This is a genomic window from Paenibacillus pseudetheri (assembly GCF_924513355.1).
In the GTDB taxonomy this organism is placed as follows: domain Bacteria; phylum Bacillota; class Bacilli; order Paenibacillales; family Paenibacillaceae; genus Paenibacillus_AQ; species Paenibacillus_AQ pseudetheri.
In genome coordinates this window covers 171,593-190,928 of sequence record NZ_CAKMAB010000004.1, presented here as the reverse complement: position 1 = coordinate 190,928, position 19,336 = coordinate 171,593, and the positions used below count along the sequence as shown (strand labels likewise).

The 19,336-nt window shown below is 43.3% G+C and carries 15 protein-coding genes; 2 read left to right on the top strand and 13 right to left on the bottom strand.

What is annotated here, in order from left to right; genetic code table 11:
- Positions 1-28 precede the first annotated feature (28 nt).
- The 5 genes from cysI to L1028_RS05270 form a co-directional block, all read right to left on the bottom strand.
- Positions 29-1,753 (bottom strand): assimilatory sulfite reductase (NADPH) hemoprotein subunit, encoded by a 1,725-nt coding sequence (cysI, locus tag L1028_RS05290; RefSeq protein ID WP_234532121.1) that lies wholly within the window; start codon positions 1,751-1,753, stop codon positions 29-31.
- A gap of 45 nt (positions 1,754-1,798) precedes the next feature.
- Positions 1,799-3,661, bottom strand: a complete 1,863-nt coding sequence (locus L1028_RS05285; RefSeq protein WP_234532243.1) for an assimilatory sulfite reductase (NADPH) flavoprotein subunit — start codon at positions 3,659-3,661, stop codon at positions 1,799-1,801.
- A gap of 267 nt (positions 3,662-3,928) precedes the next feature.
- Complete coding sequence (locus tag L1028_RS05280) at positions 3,929-7,186, bottom strand: ATP-binding protein (protein WP_234532115.1); 3,258 nt, start codon at positions 7,184-7,186, stop codon at positions 3,929-3,931.
- On the bottom strand, positions 7,173-7,547 hold the full coding sequence (locus tag L1028_RS05275) for a response regulator transcription factor (RefSeq protein ID WP_234532113.1): 375 nt from the start codon (positions 7,545-7,547) through the stop codon (positions 7,173-7,175). Before L1028_RS05275 ends, L1028_RS05280 begins: the two co-directional genes overlap by 14 nt.
- Positions 7,548-7,568: 21 nt before the next feature.
- Entirely contained in the window at positions 7,569-9,200 is a 1,632-nt protein-coding gene (locus L1028_RS05270) for a diguanylate cyclase (RefSeq protein WP_234532111.1), read from the bottom strand.
- Positions 9,201-9,417: 217 nt separating this feature from the next.
- On the opposite strand from L1028_RS05270, the gene L1028_RS05265 reads away from it, so the two are divergent.
- A complete protein-coding gene (locus L1028_RS05265; protein WP_042189980.1) occupies positions 9,418-9,687 on the top strand; it encodes an ACT domain-containing protein in 270 nt (89 codons plus the stop codon).
- Positions 9,688-9,700: 13 nt separating this feature from the next.
- Positions 9,701-11,056, top strand: coding sequence for a PFL family protein (locus L1028_RS05260; RefSeq protein ID WP_245237908.1), 1,356 nt, complete (start codon positions 9,701-9,703; stop codon positions 11,054-11,056).
- A gap of 257 nt (positions 11,057-11,313) precedes the next feature.
- Here the strand turns inward: L1028_RS05260 and L1028_RS05255 are convergent, their stop codons facing one another.
- The 8 genes from L1028_RS05255 to L1028_RS05220 form a co-directional block, all read right to left on the bottom strand.
- Positions 11,314-11,844 (bottom strand): carbohydrate ABC transporter permease, encoded by a 531-nt coding sequence (locus L1028_RS05255; RefSeq protein WP_234532242.1) that lies wholly within the window; start codon positions 11,842-11,844, stop codon positions 11,314-11,316.
- Entirely contained in the window at positions 11,823-12,152 is a 330-nt protein-coding gene (locus L1028_RS05250; RefSeq protein ID WP_234532096.1) for a hypothetical protein, read from the bottom strand. Before L1028_RS05250 ends, L1028_RS05255 begins: the two co-directional genes overlap by 22 nt.
- Before the next feature lie 194 nt (positions 12,153-12,346).
- A complete protein-coding gene (locus L1028_RS05245) occupies positions 12,347-13,885 on the bottom strand; it encodes an MDR family MFS transporter (RefSeq protein WP_234532095.1) in 1,539 nt (512 codons plus the stop codon).
- Positions 13,886-13,930: 45 nt separating this feature from the next.
- Positions 13,931-14,587, bottom strand: coding sequence for a hypothetical protein (locus tag L1028_RS05240; protein WP_234532094.1), 657 nt, complete (start codon positions 14,585-14,587; stop codon positions 13,931-13,933).
- A complete protein-coding gene (locus L1028_RS05235; RefSeq protein ID WP_234532093.1) occupies positions 14,580-15,266 on the bottom strand; it encodes a hypothetical protein in 687 nt (228 codons plus the stop codon). Before L1028_RS05235 ends, L1028_RS05240 begins: the two co-directional genes overlap by 8 nt.
- 12 nt (positions 15,267-15,278) lie before the next feature.
- On the bottom strand, positions 15,279-15,923 hold the full coding sequence (locus L1028_RS05230) for a YhbD family protein (RefSeq protein ID WP_234532091.1): 645 nt from the start codon (positions 15,921-15,923) through the stop codon (positions 15,279-15,281).
- 340 nt (positions 15,924-16,263) lie between these two features.
- Positions 16,264-18,111 (bottom strand): fibronectin type III domain-containing protein, encoded by a 1,848-nt coding sequence (locus L1028_RS05225; RefSeq protein ID WP_234532089.1) that lies wholly within the window; start codon positions 18,109-18,111, stop codon positions 16,264-16,266.
- A gap of 321 nt (positions 18,112-18,432) precedes the next feature.
- A complete protein-coding gene (locus tag L1028_RS05220) occupies positions 18,433-19,041 on the bottom strand; it encodes a 50S ribosomal protein L25 (RefSeq protein WP_234532087.1) in 609 nt (202 codons plus the stop codon).
- Positions 19,042-19,336: the final 295 nt, after the last annotated feature.

Sequence of the window (19,336 nt, the reverse complement as noted above, 5' to 3'; positions counted from 1 at the left end):
TGGGACACCCATTTCAGTCTATATTAGATTAATCATGAAAATTAAGACCTGAAGAAACCGCTTTGACATAACCTGTACGGATCACGAAATCTCCAAAATGCTCGCTATGCAGACGTTCTTTCGAATAACGATGAAGAATCGGCTCCAGCGTCTCCAGAATTTCTTTTTCATCTATGTTTTCTTTATACATTTTATTCAAGCGATCTCCCGTAAACCCTGCTCCCAAGTACATATTATATCTGCCTGGACCTTTACCAATAAACGAGATTTCGCCTAGTGCCGGTCTTGCACATCCATTAGGACAGCCTGTCATCCGGATCACAATTTCCTCATCGCGTAGACCAGCTTCATCAAGGACAAGCTCTAGCTTATCAATCAACGAAGGCAAATAACGTTCTGCTTCAGCCATTGCAAGTCCGCAGGTTGGTAGCGCCACACAAGACATCGAACTGCGTCGTAGCGCAGACAGATGAGCTCCGTCCGTAAGTCCATGCTGTTTAGCCAGCTCAGCCACTTTTCGCTTTTTGGCAGTGGTTACGTTAGCAATCGTTAAATTCTGATTCGGCGTAAGCCGGAAATCCCCGGTATGAATCTTGGAAATTTCCCGCAGTCCAGTCATCAATGTGTACCCTTCTTGGTCATGAATCCGTCCACTTTGGATATAAAGCGTCAAATTCCATTTTCCATTGGTGCCCTTCACCCAGCCATAGCGGTCTCCATTGTGGTCGAAATGGTACTCACGTGCCGCCTCAAGCTGCCATCCGAGTCTTTCATGCAGCTCATCGACAAACCATTCCAGACCGTGGCGGTCAATCGTATACTTGAACCGTGCATTTTTGCGGACAGAACGATTTCCATAGTCCCTCTGAATCGTTACTGTCTTCTCCGCTACATCGATCAATTGATCAGGACGGCAAAAACCAATGATACGGCCAAGCTGAGGATACGTGCTGGTATCGCCATGCGTCATTCCCATACCGCCGCCTACAGAAACGTTGAACCCTACCAGCTTATCATTCTCAAGAATAGCGATGAAGCCTAGATCCTGCGAGAACACATCTACGTCATTTGAAGGGGGTACCGCAAGACCAATCTTGAATTTACGCGGTAAATATACCGGACCATAGATCGGTTCAACTTCTTCCCGATCTCCTAAACTATCCACTACCTTTTCACCGTCTAGCCAAATTTCATGGTAAGCGGGAGTACGTGGGGATAGATGATCACTAACTTTGCGCGCCCATTCATAGACTTCTGCATGCACCTCAGATTGATAAGGGTTCGGATTGCTCATTACGTTACGGTTTACATCCCCACAAGCTGCAAGGGTTGTCATTAGCGTATCATTGATGCTTCGAATGGTCTTCTTTAAGTTCCATTTGAGAACGCCATGCATTTGAAATGCCTGTCTTGTAGTCAGACGTAAGGTTCCGTTACCATACTTCTGTGCCAGATCATCCATCACCAGCCATTGTTCCGGTGTAGCTACACCACCTGGGGCAACTACGCGAAGCATAAACTGGAATGCTGGCTCCAGCTTCTGACGTTCCCGTTCATTGCGCAAATCTCTGTCATCCTGCATATAGCTTCCGTGAAATTTTAGCAGCCGATTATCATCTTCAGGTAGACCACCCGTAATCGGATTGCTTAGTGTCTCAACCAATGCACCCCGCAGATAGTTACTCTCCGACTTGATATGCTCAACATCACTTGGAGGCCCGCCGATCGGCTTAACCTTCTCATTGTTTTCCATTGTTGTTATCTCCTCCCGAAGTCATTCGATAACTCCATCTATCCATTAGTAGACATCACGCTGGTAACGCTGCGTCTGTTGCATATCTTCCAGATAAGCCGCTGCCGCTTCAGGGTTAAGTCCGCCCTCACTCTGAATCACCGTAAGCAGTGCAGAATGAACATCATGCGCCATGTACTTCTCGTCGCCGCAAACGTAGACATGAGCACCCTCTTGCAGCCATTCATAAACCTCACGACTCTTTTGTAAAATGCGATGTTGTACATATACTTTCTCTTCGGTATCACGTGAGAAGGCGACATCCAGCTTGCTTAGAACGCCATCCTTTAGCATTCTCTGCCAATCAGTCTGATACAGGAAATCTGTTACAAAATGCCGATCCCCATAGAACAGCCAAGATTTTCCTTCTACTCCCAGCTCTCCGCGTTCCTCTAAGAAAGAGCGGAATGGTGCAACACCTGTGCCCGGTCCGATCATGATGATCGGTGCATCCGGATTTGTCGGCAGCTTAAAGTTAGGATTATGCTGAATGTAAATAGGCAATGTATCCCCCGGTTCTACTCTTTCTGCACAATGCACTGAGCAGACACCGTAACGTTCCCTTCCGTGAGCCTCATAACGTACAGCTCTGACGGTTAGATGAACCTCATCCGGGTTAGCTTTATAACTGCTAGCGATAGAATATAGGCGTGCAGGAAGCTTCCGCAAAATCGCCACAAAACTGCTGGCTGGACCTTCCCACGGTGAGAAGTCCTGAATCAAATCGAGTAGATCGCGTCCTTGAATATACTCTTTAAGTTCCGAAGCACGGTCTGGAGCTAATAACTCACTCAGCTTGTTTGAAGCAGACAGCTTTGCCGCTTGCTCCAGCAAAGGTTTGGTCAATACAGTGATTTCATAATGATGCAGAAGTGCCTCACGTAAGGCTCCTTCATCACCTTTCTTATTAAATGGAACCTTATCATTAGGATTCCAGCCCATAGTATGAATAATAACGTCCACCAGTTCGGGATGATTCTCTGGGTATACTCCCAGTGCATCCCCAGGTTCAAACTGTATATTAGAGCCTTCAAGCGATAGTTCCAAATGGCGAGTCTCCCGGTCCGAGCCGCGTCCGTTCAAATTCAGATTCTCCAGTACCTCTGCCTTAAAAGGATTATTCCGAGTATATAGGGGTTCTTGTGACTCTGCGTCCTCTGCGGCTTGAACCACTTTTGCAGCAATGGCTGGAGCAATTAAATTTGCATTTAATGCACCAATTACACCTTCAAACCATTCGGCAACGGAATCATCATAATCGAGATCACAATCTACACGTGGACTTAGGCGCTTACCACCAAGTTCCTTTAACCTCTGATCGAACTCTTTACCCGTCTGACAGAAAAATTCATAAGAGGTGTCTCCCAGAGCCAGAACAGAAAACCGCAGGTTCTCTAATTGAGGAGCTCTTTTACTGTAAAGAAATTCATGAAAAATCCGTGCATTATCAGGTGGTTCACCTTCTCCATGAGTGCTCACCAATAGAAGCAGATTCTCAACCTTTTTAAGCGCTGTAGGTTTAAAGTTATTCATCGCGGAGAGTGTGACCTGAAATCCTTGCTCTTCCAGCTTGCGGGATAAGCTCCCCGCTAGTCGCTGGCAATTCCCCGTTTGCGATCCAAATAATATGATCACTTCCCGTGATGCTGCTGGTTGACTCGTTACAGCCGCGCCAACCTCCGCGTTTCTAATCGCATTCGATGGCACTTGAAGTTCGGCACCCGCCGGCGCTGATACCGCAGTACGTCCAATCGCGGACAAATATCCGCTGAGCCATATTTGCTGAGTCTCCGTTAAGGATGGTAGAAGACAATTGAGAAGCTCGACTTGATTCTCGTTAAAAGGACTGTTCGTTACCTGTAGTTGCAACAATATCCACCTCTCCTAAACATGAAATCTGGTTATGATCCGTACCTCATTTAAATCGATCTGAGCCTTTTATAGAACCTCATAAAATCAGGCTATCACAATAATTGTAAACGATCAATGAAGTCATTTTAACCTAATAAATGTTAATTATAGAAAAAACATCTATAAATCACGCAAAAACCGATCAAAACAGTATGATTTACCCTGATTTGATCGGTTTCATTATAAAAAATGATACTATTTATAAAATATTGTGATAAATAAAAACTATAAATCCTTCTTACTTTCGGGAAATAATACCTCGCCTACCCCCGTCTTTATCTTCACAATCTCTTCTAGCGCATTCGATAACTCACCTGGCGGATAAGGCTTCGTTAAATACTTCTGTATCCCATCATTCAGTTGGTTCTTATCTGATTGATCCAGAGCAGAAGAGATTACAATCGGAATATTCTCTGTTCTCGAATCCTCTTTTAGCATTCGGATCAAATCCCAGCCGTCCAGTTCTTCACCAAGCATCAAATCAACCACGATCGCAACAAATGGTGTTTTCAAGGCCTGATCAAAAGCTTGCTGTGGATGATAGTGATGGGTAACACGGAACCCCTTCCCTTTAAGCTCTTCTGATAAAAGCAACGAAAGACTATAATCATCTTCAACAATCATTACATTAGGTTTGAGTTCTTTATCGGCATTCCATTTATTCAGCTCATCTTGCTGTCGGCTTGCTTCTGCATTAAGGATTGGGAGGCTAAACCAAACGGTTGTCCCCTCTCCCTCTACCGAATCAATACCGATGGTTCCCTTTTGTTTCTCAATAATTTCTTTACAGATGGCAAGACCGAGACCTGTTCCACCAATTCTTTTGGAGGCACTGTTGTCCACTCTTCTGAATTTTTGGAATAGCTGTCCGATTTGATCCTTTGGAATGCCCAGACCATTATCCTGGATACGCACAATAATATGATCCGGCTCATTATGCAGCAGTACCTTCACTTCATTATTAGACGGTGAGAACTTGATCGCATTACTTAACAAATTCGTTAGAACTTGGACGATCTTATCCTTGTCCACATCTACCTCTGCATTGAGAGCCTCATCCACCAATAGCACATGATGTGTGCTACTAAGTTTATATTGATCGATAACCCCAAGGACAATTTCACTAAGATTTACATGCTCCGTGATATACTGCTGCTTCCCTGACTCCATTCTCTGCAGATCCAGAAAATCATTAATAAGCTCTGTCAACCGCTTCGCTTCTTTATGAATCGTCTCCAAATACTTCAGCTGCTTCTCAGGCTTCATGGTTTTTGACAATAGCAGTTCCGTGAATCCTAATACACTCGACAATGGTGTTCTCAGCTCATGACTTACCGTACTGACAAGATCAGATTTCATAAGATCCAGCTCGTACTCCCTAGTGATATCTCTATATACAAACAATGTACCAATTCTAAGCTCCCGGCGGAAAACAGGAATCGCATAAACATCAATATACTTCTTGGATTCCGTTCCAATGGAGTATTGCATACTGCTGGACTCCAGAGCATCCTCAGAGATTGCTTGTTCAAAAAACGACCGAAGTTCATGGTTCTCATTCGAGCGTTCGATGAAATAATCCATCCATTCTTGTCTAGGAGTCAGTGTTCCTTCGATCCAGTCATAGTTAACGATGTTGCACAACGCCTTATTCATCTGAAGCATCATGCCTTCTGTACTCACGAACTGAATGCCTTCGTTTACGTTATTCACGATATCGCGGTTCAGCTTTCGTCCATGTTCAATCTCTTCGTACATGAACAAACGTTCAATCGCCAGAGCTACGCGGTTCATCATTCCTTGAACCTCATTAATCTCTTCTTTACTGAAAGAATGTCCAATCCGGGTTCCGCAAAATACAGCTAGAATCTCATCTTCTGCATTTACAACAGTGGTATAGAAATCATAACAGTAGACCTCATTTGCAGAAATCCCCTGTTCCGATTGCGTAGCTAGGCGCTTAATCAGATAGGTTTTTTCCGTCTTCAAACGATATAACATTTCATTGTTCTCATTATCGAGATAACGCTCTACATTTTCCTGAGGAATCCCTTTAACAGCCGCGATCTTATCTTTTACAAGAAGGAAGAAACTCGAATCAAATGAATACAGGTTATGCATGAACTGAATAAACTTATCTGCAAATTCATGTTTATCTAAGGTGTAAGTAATGTCATGATTCAGCTGATTATTAAGCTCAAGCATTTTTTTTGTCTGTTCCGTATTCTTCAGCGTTTCCGCTAGCTCCAGCTGTATTCTTTTCATAGAAGTGACATCATACGCGATAAGAATGTACTGATAAATCACACCCTCATTGTTCAGATACGGCACGACAGTCAGATGCATCCAGATTGGCGATCCGTCTTTAGTCAGAATCTGGAGTTCATTGCTCCATACCCCACCCGTATTTAATTTATTGAAGATCTTCTGCATTTGTTCTCTAGATATATTATAGAGTTCAAATAACTTATAGGTAAAACCGATAATTTCAGAATTTTTATAGCCGGTATATTTGCTTAAATTATCATTCGCATAGGTAAATACGCCTTTATCTGTAAGGATCCCCACCGCTGAGGATTGATCGAGTGCCTTCATCATACTCTCTATTTCACTAAGAGAACGTTGCAGTCTGTACTGCTGATCCTGAAGTTCATCTTGCTGCGCGTGTAGCTCCTCATTCTGCATCATCAATTCTTCTTCTTTGTCCTGAATACTTCTGGCCATATTTAGAAATGCATTATAAAGTCGACCAATCTCATCTTGATGCTTAAGCTTGCCCAGAAGAATTTCCTCACCGGCAGCCAGGGAATGAGTGGCCGCTTCCAGCTTCAAAATAGGATTAATTAAGTTCTTAAGAATCCGCCAGATCATAAAGGTAAAGAACAGTAGAATAATCGTGCTAAAAAAGAAAGCGATAAAAGTGAATTCGTTAGCTCGTTTGATATAATCCATAGCCATAGTATTTAATGCTGCATCGGATCGCTGTCTGTACTCTTTCGTATACGTTAGAAAATCATTCACTGATTTAGTAATACCGTCTCCGGATAAAACTCTCAAAGCTGCATAATCATCAGCCTCGACAAGCCGAATCGCTTCCGGTAAGGTTTTATTTTTATACTGGACATAAAATGATTTTAAACCATCTCTAAACAAGGCTTCTTCGGCTGATAAATTAAGATTAGAATACGTATCCAGTATCTGATCAAATTTAACTAGGGCTGCATTTAAGAGCTTTAATTCATTCTCGTCCTTAAGCAAAGTGAATCCCCTAGCTCGAAAAAACACCTCATTTAACGTGCTCGCCATCTCACTGATCGTGTCTGCTTTATACTGCAAACTTTCACGTTCTCTACTTAATTCATCTTGCTCGTAGTTTATGAAAATGAAAAAAACAGTTCCCATAAGAATGATTAAAGAAAACACAAGTACAATGATGCGGAAATATTTATTTTTGATACTGTGATTAGCGTTACTTTCCTTCACCAAGCAGGATCCCCTCCACAATCTGCAAGAGTTCCATCGGACTAAATGGTTTTGGCATGAAGTAACGCGCGCCTGCTTCAACTGCTCGAATTCGATCTACATCTTGAGCCTTGGCCGTTAACATTAATATAGCTGTAGTTTTCTTCTTCTCCTCATCCAGCTGCTGAAGCACTTCAATCCCGGTCATTTCCGGCATCATATAATCCAGAATCACCAAATCATAAGGATCCGCAGATAGCTTGGTTAGAGCCTCCAGCCCATTCTCGGCTGTGTGAATCTCAACATTCTCCAAATCTTCCAATGTATCCTCGATTAACATCCGTAATACTTCTTCATCATCCACTACCATTATTTTTTGCATATTTGTACAATTCCCTTCGTGTTAGAACAAGAATCTATGAGCCAACCGTTCCATTCGGGACAACAGCTCAGGCATATGGACAGGTTTTACTACATAATCATCGGCACCCATCTGCAGGGCATGTACAATATCCGCCTGATTATTTCTCCCTGTCAGCATGATCACTAATATATTCACTTCCGGATACGTCTTGCGAATTCTTTCCAGGACTTCAACGCCATCAAGTTCCGGCATCACACCATCCAGTAGAATAATATATTTCTCATCTATGGAATACCAATCCGATTGCAAGAAATCCAGCCCATTCGCAAAACTGCTGATATTCACCTCTGCAATATCCTCCGGCTCCCAAGTATCAATCTGATGAGTCACTATTTTTCGAATCAACGCATCATCATCCACAACAATTACATTTAGAACCGAATGCTTTTTAGTCGACGATAAATGGTCAGTGTAAAGTGTAGTCTGATTCCTTCCGGCATCTTTGCTGGCATAGAGAGCTTGGTCTGCTTCCTCTACAATTTTATCGGCAATATTCTCAGCTTCTGTTACCTCTGATATCCCACCCGAGAAGGTCACATGAAAGACTTCATTCTTCGTAAAAAAGTCAGTGGCAGCAAATCGCTCCTGAATACGGTTTATTACTGTCAATGCAGAACTCGCATCCGTATTTGGCAGGAACACAGCAAACTCTTCTCCACCGAAGCGGCAAAAGGTATCTTCCATACGAATCGAACCCTGTACAAGCTCAGACAAGGACTGTAATACCTCATCTCCGATTAGATGACCATATGTATCATTAATCTTTTTAAAATAGTCCAGATCAATCAGAGCTAAAGAAAACACCCGTTCCGTGCGCTTAAAATCGCAAATCAGCTGCTTCATCACTTGATTAAAGTGTTTTCGATTAAACGCACCCGTCAATTCATCCACAATGATGGATTCCTGCCATTCCCGCTTTAACTCAAAGCGGTTTTTAATCAAAGCCAGAAATAAATCAATATCTACAGGCTTCGATAAAAAATCCATCACGCCCAGCCTATAGGCATGTAATTGCGTCGCTTTGGAGTACTCCCCACTTATAATGATGATTGGAATACGTTCTTTTTTGGCTTTGCCGATAATTTGATTCAAGACCTCAATCCCGCTGATATCAGGCAAAAGAATATCCAGAAGAATTAGATCCGGTTTGGTTTCATAAAAAATCTTAAGACCTCGTTCAGCGGACAAGGCAATACTTACATAATAGTTCTGCTTCTCCAACGATTCTTTTAAATAAGCTACTAATTCTACATCATCATCAATAAGCAAAATATCATTCTGCGGGAGAGCACCAGTGTCACCATGTTTGTCTAACAGCTTAACTGAACCTAGAGAAACCGATGAATTTTGATCAAACAGTGGAATAAGCGGATACAAATATTCGCCCCACTCTTCAATAGACCAGCTCTTAAGGCTACTTTCCATGAAATAGGGCAACGTTGCATTGGCAAACTGTTCAACTTCTTGTAATCCCACTGTTCCTGCCGTGCCTTTCAAATTATGCAAAAAACGATAAATGTCCTTCTCGTTAACTCCCGACAGTTCCGACCATTCCTGGAGGGTTTGTTTGGTCCGCTCTTCAACCATATCTTTATATTTTTGTGTAGTCATATTTACTCCTTCAGAGTATCGTATCAATCTCTCACTTCATCATATTTTTCATATACTGTCAATCGAATTTCCTTTAAATTCATAGGACTTTATATAAAAATGATCAAACTGACAAAAAACCTTTGGTTGAAGCTTGCTTCAGCATTTGTAATAATGATTGGAATGGTTCATTCCGTTCACACGGCGTAATCACCATATACAAAGGGAGGCTGTAATCATGAAGGGGATTATTACTGTATTAGGAAAAGACAAAGTAGGGATTATTGCTAAGGTATGTACATATCTTGCCGAGCACAATTTGAACATTCTGGATATTTCTCAGACGATTGTACAAGATTATTTTAACATGATGATGATTGTAGACATTTCTGGCGCGACTAAAGCATTTGAGGATATTGTTGAAGATTTACATTTGATCGGCGAAGCGATCGGCGTGGAAATCAAGCTTCAGCATGAGGATATTTTTAATATTATGCACCGCATTTAGGAGGATGACCATGATATCACTGGTGGAAGTACAAGAAACGAATAAGATGATCCGTGAAATGAATCTGGATGTACGTACCATAACGATGGGGATCAGCCTCATGGATTGTGCGCATACAGATATGAGAACCTTTAACCAAAACGTATACGACAAAATCACTAGATCCGCCGAGAAGCTCGTCAAAACAGGTGAAGATCTAGAAAGACAATTCGGTGTACCCATTGTTAATAAACGGATTTCTGTGACCCCAATTGCTATTGCTGCCGGTGCCGTGAAGACGGATACGTATGTACCTGTAGCGGAAATTTTGGACAAGGCTGCCAAAGAAGTTGGCGTTAACTTTATTGGTGGCTTCTCTGCGCTTGTGCAAAAAGGGTGCACCAAAGGTGATCGTATTCTAATCGACAGTATCCCAGAAGCACTCGCAGTCACTGAAAGAGTCTGTTCGTCCGTCAACGTTGGCTCCTCCAGAAGTGGAATCAATATGGATGCTGTAAAATTAATGGGTGATATCATTATTCAAACTGCGGAACGCACCAAGGATCGGGATTCCATCGGCTGTGCTAAGCTGGTTGTCTTCTGTAATGCTGTCGAAGACAATCCTTTTATGGCTGGAGCCTTTCATGGGGTGGGTGAACGGGAATGTGTCATCAACGTGGGTGTCAGTGGCCCGGGTGTAATCAAGCGTGCATTAGAGGAAGTGAAAGGTCAGGACTTCGAAACTCTGTGTGAAACGATCAAACGGACTGCGTTTAAAGTTACGCGTGTCGGACAACTAGTTGCGCAGGAAGCATCGAAACGGCTGAACGTGCCTTTTGGGATTATCGATTTATCTCTGGCTCCAACACCGGAAATTGGGGACTCCATTGCGGAGATCTTTCAAGTCATGGGTCTGGAAGAAGCTGGCGCACCAGGAACAACAGCCGCTCTGGCGATTCTAAATGACAATGTTAAAAAAGGTGGCGTGATGGCCTCCTCCTATGTTGGCGGACTCAGTGGAGCCTTTATTCCAGTTAGTGAAGATCACGGAATGATTCAAGCCGTACAGCGTGGTGCTCTTACGCTCGAGAAGCTAGAAGCCATGACCTGTGTATGTTCTGTAGGACTGGACATGATTGCTATTCCGGGAAGTACCACCAAAGAGACGATCTCTGGCATCATCGCCGATGAAGCTGCTATCGGAATGGTCAATAACAAAACAACCGCTGTTCGCGTCATTCCTGTCATCGGCAAGGATGTAGGCGAAATCGTAGAATTTGGCGGCCTCCTTGGATATGCGCCTGTCATGGCTGTTAACGGCTTCAATTGTGCCAACTTCATCAACCGAGGCGGACGAATTCCTGCTCCAATTCACAGCTTTAAGAACTAATAGAAACCTCAAACAGCAAGTCCCTATTTGTACCTAGGCGACTTGCTGTTTTTTATTGTTCAGAGCATGAAGATGTTAATGTTATCAGATTTAAGCCCGCTGGATCCCGATATTAGGTGTTCCCCCGGTCAAATCGATAAATAATACATAGTCATTCCATCCGTACCCTTCAGCACGAGCCCTGTCTGACCTGCAACACCCATAGCGAAATATCTGACTTGTGGAAGGCTCGTAGGTGCTGAAACTGGTGATAGCCCTTAACCGCACCGATCAATCCCTTTGACGAAAAAGCGCTGGAAGAATGGGTAAACGATTAGAATCGGCAATACGACGATCATCGTTACGGTCATTCGTACAGAGGTTGGAGTCTGCATATTCGCTACACTAGCGGCCATATCTGGTGAATTACGAATTAAAGCTGCGAGCGAGCTGGACTCGTTCAAATAACGCCATAACAAGAACTGAAGCGTAAAGTACTTCGTATCTGTCATCAGAAACGCCGTATCAATAAATGAGTTCCACTGATTCACTGCGAAAAAAAACGTAATCGTAGCCAGAATGGGTGTAGTAAGCGGTACAATAATGTTCCAGAACACCCGCATGTAACCAGCACCATCCATAGACGCTGACTCCTCAAGGGATGGAGGAATGGCCTCAACGAACGTTTTGACCAGAATGATGTTGAATGGCGTAATAATCGTAGGCAAAATATAAGCCAGATAGTTATTGGTCAGATGCAAATTGTGCATCGTGATGTACCAAGGGATCAGACCTGCGCTAAAATACATCGTAACCACGACACAGTCTCTGTATATAGAACGGTTGTCGGGACTTTTCTTACTGCGGTCTGCGTCGGATTAGATACAATCGTCTTGAACCATTTCAAACCAACGTAAGGCGTGTCTGACAACGGTATTCCGGGAACGAAATCATAAAAGGCATAAGTCCATCCGCTGATCGGCAGATAATAGAAAATAAAGGTGACAACAAGAAATGGAAAAGCCATGAAGAACAATTTATGTTTGTTCTTCATCTTCCAGCGTGATCGATGAACCGGATCGACGCTGGGAAGCAGTTCACCAGCAGGTAACCCCATATCGGAATCTCCTATACCCAGATTTTGATTACGTTTTCAGAGTATCAGAATCTGAGCTTCTGGTGAGATACAGAGCATATATGACTTTAGACAAAAAAACGACAACCACTTTGGAAGTACCCGAAGTGGTTGTCGTTTTTTATATGTCTATTTTCACTGAATCATAATCAAACGAATATTCTCTAGACTACATGCTAATGTCCTGACGTCTGAACATTCCCCTCCGCAGAGGCATCCATCTTCTGACGTCCCATATAGAATGAAGCCAATAACGCTAAAGCTGCAGGAATCACCGCCCAAGCAAAGGTGTTTACTATGGATGAGGATAACCCAGCTGTAATCTTACCCAGAATTTCAGGTGGTATGAGCGCCCTAGTCTCAGGTGAGAGCAAAGCATGCGGATCTTTAAAATCCATAGCTCCCGCCGGAGCCGCTCCTCCACCCTTAGCCGAGAGTAGCTTGGTAAGACTGCCTGAGAAATAGTGACTTTGAATGATACCGAAGGTGGTAATGCCTATCGTCATGCCCAGTGAACGAATGAAATTCAACGTTGCGCTGGCAGAGCCACGTTGATGTGCGGTCAATCCATGAATGGATGCCGTACTTAGCACTGAGAATGAAGCACCAATCCCTAGCCCAATTAAAATCATATACAAAGTAACAAGCAGTCGCGAAGCATCTGGCGTGAGTGTCGCTACAAGTCCAGTACCGATCACCAAAAGTGCAAATGTAGGAATCAGCAGGCTGCGATAACTGGTTTTTGACATTAGAAATCCGCCCATCGTAGCTGTAACCACTGAGCCAACCATCATTGGCAGCAATACAAGTCCTGAATTTGTAGCTGATCCGCCCAATACCCCTTGAATAAAGATCGGAATATACACGGAAGCCACAATAAAAGCTGCACCGCTAAATAGAGCACAGATAATGCTCACCGCGTATAATCTTTTTTTAAACAAAGCAAAGGAAATAATCGGTTCTTTCGCTCTAGTCTCTACAACAAGAAACACAGCTGCAAGGATGGCAAAGGCTGCAAATAAACCAAGAATCATGGACGAATTCCAAGCATACTCTTTCCCGCCTAGTTCCAGCGCAAACATTAAGCAAATGACTGAACCAAGCAGCGTACCCGCTCCCAACCAGTCAATAGGCTGTTTAGAATGCTCATGCGATTCTTTATAAAAGAATACGACCATCGCAAAAGCCAACAGACCAAGGGGTAAGTTAATATAAAATATCCACTGCCAAGCAATATGATCGGTAATATACGCACCCAGTAATGGACCAAATATACTCGACAATCCAAATACTGCGCCGAATGCCCCGCCGAGTTTGCCCCTCGTCTCCAGCGGAACAGCATCGAACATGATGGCAAAAGCGATTGGCACCAGCGCACCACCGCCAATGCCCTGAATAGCCCGGTACGCAGCTAACTGAGTTATTGTATCAGCCGTTCCACAGAGAGCCGAACCCGCCATGAATACAATAATTCCAAATATAAAAAACTTCTTACGACCATACATATCAGACAGCTTGCCAAAAATGGGCATACCCGCCATCTCGGCTACGAGATAAGCTGATGTGACCCAGACAAATTTGTCCATTCCGCCAAGCTCCCCAACAATATTACCCATTGCAGTAGCAACGATGGTGCTGTCCATGGAGGCCATAAGAATTCCTAATAGAAGACCTGCGATAACAATACCCAGATTGGGCGATTTGGCAGCACTCATATATTCCACTCCTCTTTTTCTCAAAAAATAACTATAAAATTGTCTTTATATCTTCACTTGATGCTTCACTGTTGCGTGCTTATGAACTTCTAGTGTATCGCGGAATTCCACCGTTTCTATTTCACAATCCGGACCAATGATTATACGTTCTCCCCTTACCATACTAGCCTTTGTATTGACCAGGTCAATAACATCGCCTTCGATTAGCCCCGCTTCAAATAGTATTTTCGAAGTTGGCTTCATCATATGCAGTAGTCTTCCCGTTTTACTCTTCTTAATGGTTAAGATACTGCCCCCAACCTCCTTCGCACTACTTGGACCAAACAATTTAATCTCCAAATGCTCAGCACTAAGTAATCCAGCTACACTTAAGGCACCGGAAATTTGCAATTTTTCCCCTTCACAATCATCCTTCACATCCAGATTTCCGTAGAGATGAAGCTTATCGATTTTTACGGAGGCTGCTTTTATTTCACCCTGTCCACGTAAGGAATCTCCTTCAAGACTACCCTCGAGCGCAATTTCGCCAGTGATTTTCATTTGCTTCATATGCAGATTTCCAGCTATATTGGCATTTCCAGTCAGATTCATCTTCTCGCAATTTACATCTCCAGCGAATTTGCATTCTCCGGTGATCTTAACATCTTTGAAAGAACCACCGGCTGAAGATGTCGTTCCAATTATTTTCAGATTATCATTCACCGACCTTCTCCACCTTTCCAACCTTAGCCTCTGGATGCACTGTAATTTGTTCCCGATACTCTACCTGTCCGAGTGTACAGCCTGGGCCAATAATGACAATATTTCCTCTGATGATATCCGCAGTTGTATATTCTACATCTATAAAATCTCCCTCGATCGTTCGAGCACATAGCTCAGGCCGAAGTTTAGGGATGATTCCGCTAAACATCTTACTCCAAAATCCATTATTCACTTGCCGTATCACGAGGCTCTCCACACCAACTTCATTGGCCTTCGCCTGACTCTGCAGTTTGAAATCCACATGACCGGCACTTAGTAAACCACCAACATTAAAGCTACCTTCACCTACGAAATCCTCAAGCTCACAATCCCCTTTAATACTCACCATTCCGTTAAGGGTACAGCTTTCACCTCGAAAACTCTTACCTACATTAAGAACCCCATCCACCTTTAGGGTACCAAAACTTAAATTACCCATCACTTTGATGACCCCGTTGCATTCTGCTTCTTCTGCTGCGAGATCATCATTCAAATTCATATGCCCATTTCCTTTAAACATTCGCGCCACAATCGGTCCGACAACTTTACCTACACCATCCATGTTTACGTTGTTGTAAGTACCTCCGGCCCCACCACTAACCCCGTTTATTATCAAATCAGGCAGCTGATGTTTGTCCATTACTCTTCCCCCCTATTCAACAAGCTTGTAGGCAAGCTTACCTTTCAATTGTTCGATCAAATCTGCATATGTCATTTTACTGACCAACCTAACCCCTTCATCAAACCATAACTCCGCTGGCGCTTGAGCCAGAATGAAGGATGAAACCCCCATTTTCCGGACAAAAAACAACTCCCAGCTTCCATTCTCAAGCCTTGAAACTTTCTCCTGCAAAGTGCGAAACAGAAGCTCTGCCTCCTCCATACTCATTTCCCCAGCACTAAGCAGGCGGTCTACAGCGAATAAATGAACGAGCCCCTCAAAAGTATATTTATTTTCATCACCAAGACTTTCTCCAAATTTCCTCAGCGTTGTTGTCGAAACAATGTTACGTTCTACAATTTCCTTAGCAGTTATACTCACCTTCTCAAAGGATGCCTTACCCGATAGCTTATCAGCCATTTCATCCAAAGAAAGCCCATCTTTCATATTCACAATGTTGTGAATTCGCGACAAGATCATCTCTTTAGGAAAAAAAGTCTCTTGTCCAGTAAAGGTAGATTTGCGAATAAACCATTCCTCGGGGATTAACTGCTTCCTTTTCCAGCGGTACAATTGCCCATATGAAATACCGGTTAAATCCAGCAGTTGCTTCTTCGAAATCAAATCATCTTCCATATGTGATCACTCCTTGAAAACATCGTAACATAACACTGTTACGTTGTAAACAAAACACTCCCCTTAAATCTCCTACTGCAACGAATCATTGCATTAATGTTTCCCTCCAAGATTTTACGACAGTAGAAAAGAGCGAACCTCCGTCTGGAGGAGGATCTTCGCTCTTTTACCCGCATTGTATTCTTTGATTTAAGCTAGGCAGAGGGCTAACTTTCTTTTACTGATTTAAAACAAAGAAAAGAAAAGAAAGCTCTCCCTTGCCATTGCTATGGCATCTGGGACAGCCTTCTCTATTTCACTTGCCTATCTACGAATATTACCGTTCAAGTCTTTCAGAACCTCACTGCACATAGGTATAATGAGCTGAATCATATTGTGGCCCGGATTTCTCATAAGTGAACCAGTACTCAATGCTGCTGCCAGCACTTAATCCACTCACCGTCTGCTTCCATGTACCTGAGCTGTTAGTCATCCGGTAATTAAGCTGCGGTCCCCCGTTAACCTTATAATGCACATCTACATAAAGAGCACTGGTCACAGGTGTAATATAAATGCTAGCTTCTGTCGAAGAAAGTCTCGTAACCCCTGCTGTAAAGTCGGCCGTCACATGATCACCACCTCCGCTGCCTCCAGTGGGATTAGTAGTAACTGTTGCGGTATTACTAGCGGATGATAAATTACCTGCTGCATCCGTAGCTTTTACTGTAAACGTATAGGCTGTGCTTGGAGTTAGTCCACTAACAGTAGCTGTAGTTCCCGCCACAGAGGCTACCTGCTGTGTTCCGCGATAAACGAGATATCCTGTAACCCCAACATTATCAGTTGAAGCAGACCAGCTCAGGTTAACTGCTGTATCCGTCTTGCTGGTTACCGTCAGATTAATGGGTGCAGTAGGTGCTGTAGTATCTCCAGTATTACCATCACCCGTCAAATATTGACCTGTGAATGGATTAAACCGGTGTAGTGATAGAATTAACCACCCCGTGCTGGACACGCAGTTTTGCTGTGCCATAACCCAATAGCTGTTGCTGGTCCCTTTCAGCGAGTATGGAATTCCCCCAAGCGAAGCGCCGCTTGTGCCTTGCTTTTTAATAATTTCAGTGTTAATGGCATCTGCTTTGGATACATTGCCTTGCAGATAGTAAGCGAGCGACATAAATGCGCTTCCTTCAAACCATACATCAGCACCTGTATTGCCAATTTGATTCCCGTTATCGTCATATGCCGGTAAAACTTCGTCTGTCCAATCAAAATCATAGCCGGTGAGCGTATTTCCAGCATCATTGTAAGTAAGCGTCTGCTTGTAACGCGGATTCGCAAGTGTACCCGGGGTGCCGGAGGCATTTTCCACATAAGTTAAGCTTGCGCCATAGTTATGGGTTCCGGATACGCCTAAAGCCAGTACTCCCCATGGATTCACGTCTAAAGGAATTTTAGGATCAATCAGATTCGTATCGTTTTTCCAGCCTCCCTTGAAGCGTTTGACACTGTCATCCCATACATAATTATCCAGGAAGGTTTTAACTCCAGAAGCTGCACTGTTATAAGTGGCTGCCTTGGAGGAATCCACCGATGCATAATACTGCAGCACCCGGTAAATATCGATATTGTGCTCGGTAGAGCTCCAAGGCTCATCGGAGTTACTCCAAGCACTCCATCCTCCTGCGATACTGCCATTTGCTTTTTTATACTGTAAGCTCCAATCGAGCGCTTTGAGCGCCATCGGACGATATCGCGTGTCATTATATTGCTTTTCATAAGCCATAGCTGCCATTGCCATCCATACAACCGGCCCCACATGTTTACGAATTTCTTCTCCGTAGCCATTGTTATACCAATAAGAGTTCAGCCAGAAGCCCGAAGGGTCCTGAATGTCCCGCATTTTGTTCAACACCTGCTCTGCCCGTGTCCGCTCACCTTTTACAATAAAGGCAATGGCTGCAACCGCTTGATCATACGTGTATACAATCTGTTTGGGGTTGTTAGGTCCCCAGAAATCTTCAAAGCTATCTACCAAGCCTTCAAAAGCATACCCTGCTGTAGCATCTTGCTGAGTCTTCAGCCAGATTAAAGCACGATTTGAAGCGTCACTTGCAGCATCTGCACTCACTTTTCCACCCATAGGTAGAGCTACTCCAAAAACCAGCAGACTTGTCATTAAGATCGAAAACAGCTTCCTCATCTTCATAACTTTCCTCCTCATAATCATGATGAACTGGGCAATGAGAGATCTTTGAAGCATAGTAAATAAAGCGTTTTCAAACAACGACAACAACAACTTTTGAACACCTTACCATGGTAATTGTCCTCATTTTCAGCCTTTGAGGCCAATTCGTCAACGATTTTCTGTAAAATTTTAACTAAATGAGGCGAAACAACCATATTTGCCATTTAAGAAACTATACGAAAGACCGCAATTATTTTATTACTACGTGTTCACGAAGACAAAACAAAAAGAGCAGACAGCTCCTTAGGAAGGATCTATCTGCTCTTTGGATTCGATTCAATTCTATTCTGCTTTATCTTCACCAGAAGCTTCAACTGCAGCTGGTTCAGCAGCATCTTCATCTGTTGGCTCTTGAGCTGCTGGAGGTGCGATCCGGACAATCAAAGTGTCCTCAGGCGTCAATACTTCCCAGCCTTCATGCTTCGGCAGATCAGATACCAGCAATTGGTCACCAATATCTAGTCCACTGATATCCACCTCAAAGGATGCCGTTAATTTATCTGGAAGTGTGCGAATATCAAGTTCATGCAATTCAATTTGTTGCACACCGCCACTCTTCACACCAACAGGGTCACCCGTAAAGTGGAAGGCTACTTTTGTGTCCAATTTGGCTTTCATGTCTATCTGCTGAAAATCAATATGCAGCAGTTGTTTGGATACTGGCTGGCGCTGAATTTCTTGGATGACAACATTCTTTTTACCCGAGTCTGGCAATTCCAACGTTAGAACTGCCCGAGGGTTATTAGCCAAAATCCCGGTAATTGTCTTAGCATCCGCTGTAAAGGACTGGCTATCTGAACCTGCACCGTACACGACGACCGGTACAAAGCCTTTTCTGCGCTGTGAAGAAGTCGAGCCGGATCTTTCTGTCAAACGTACTGTTGTATTCACGATGATTCCTCCTAAGTAGGGATTTTATACTAGACCGATTAGATATGTACGTCTAACCTAACCACTCTCTAATTACCCCATTAACCTGGCTTTGAAACCCTTAAAAACTTTTTGAGCACAGGCAAAAATAAGGTCAAATTTTATTATTATACAATTCAACATTAATTATTCAAGACTTAGAGCGAATCATCATTATATCTTTGACAGCTATCAGACCAAATGACAAGCTACAAAATGGTTATTGCCAGCGTTCCGGAATTTCAGATCTGCAAACCTCTTATGCATAGGGACACCG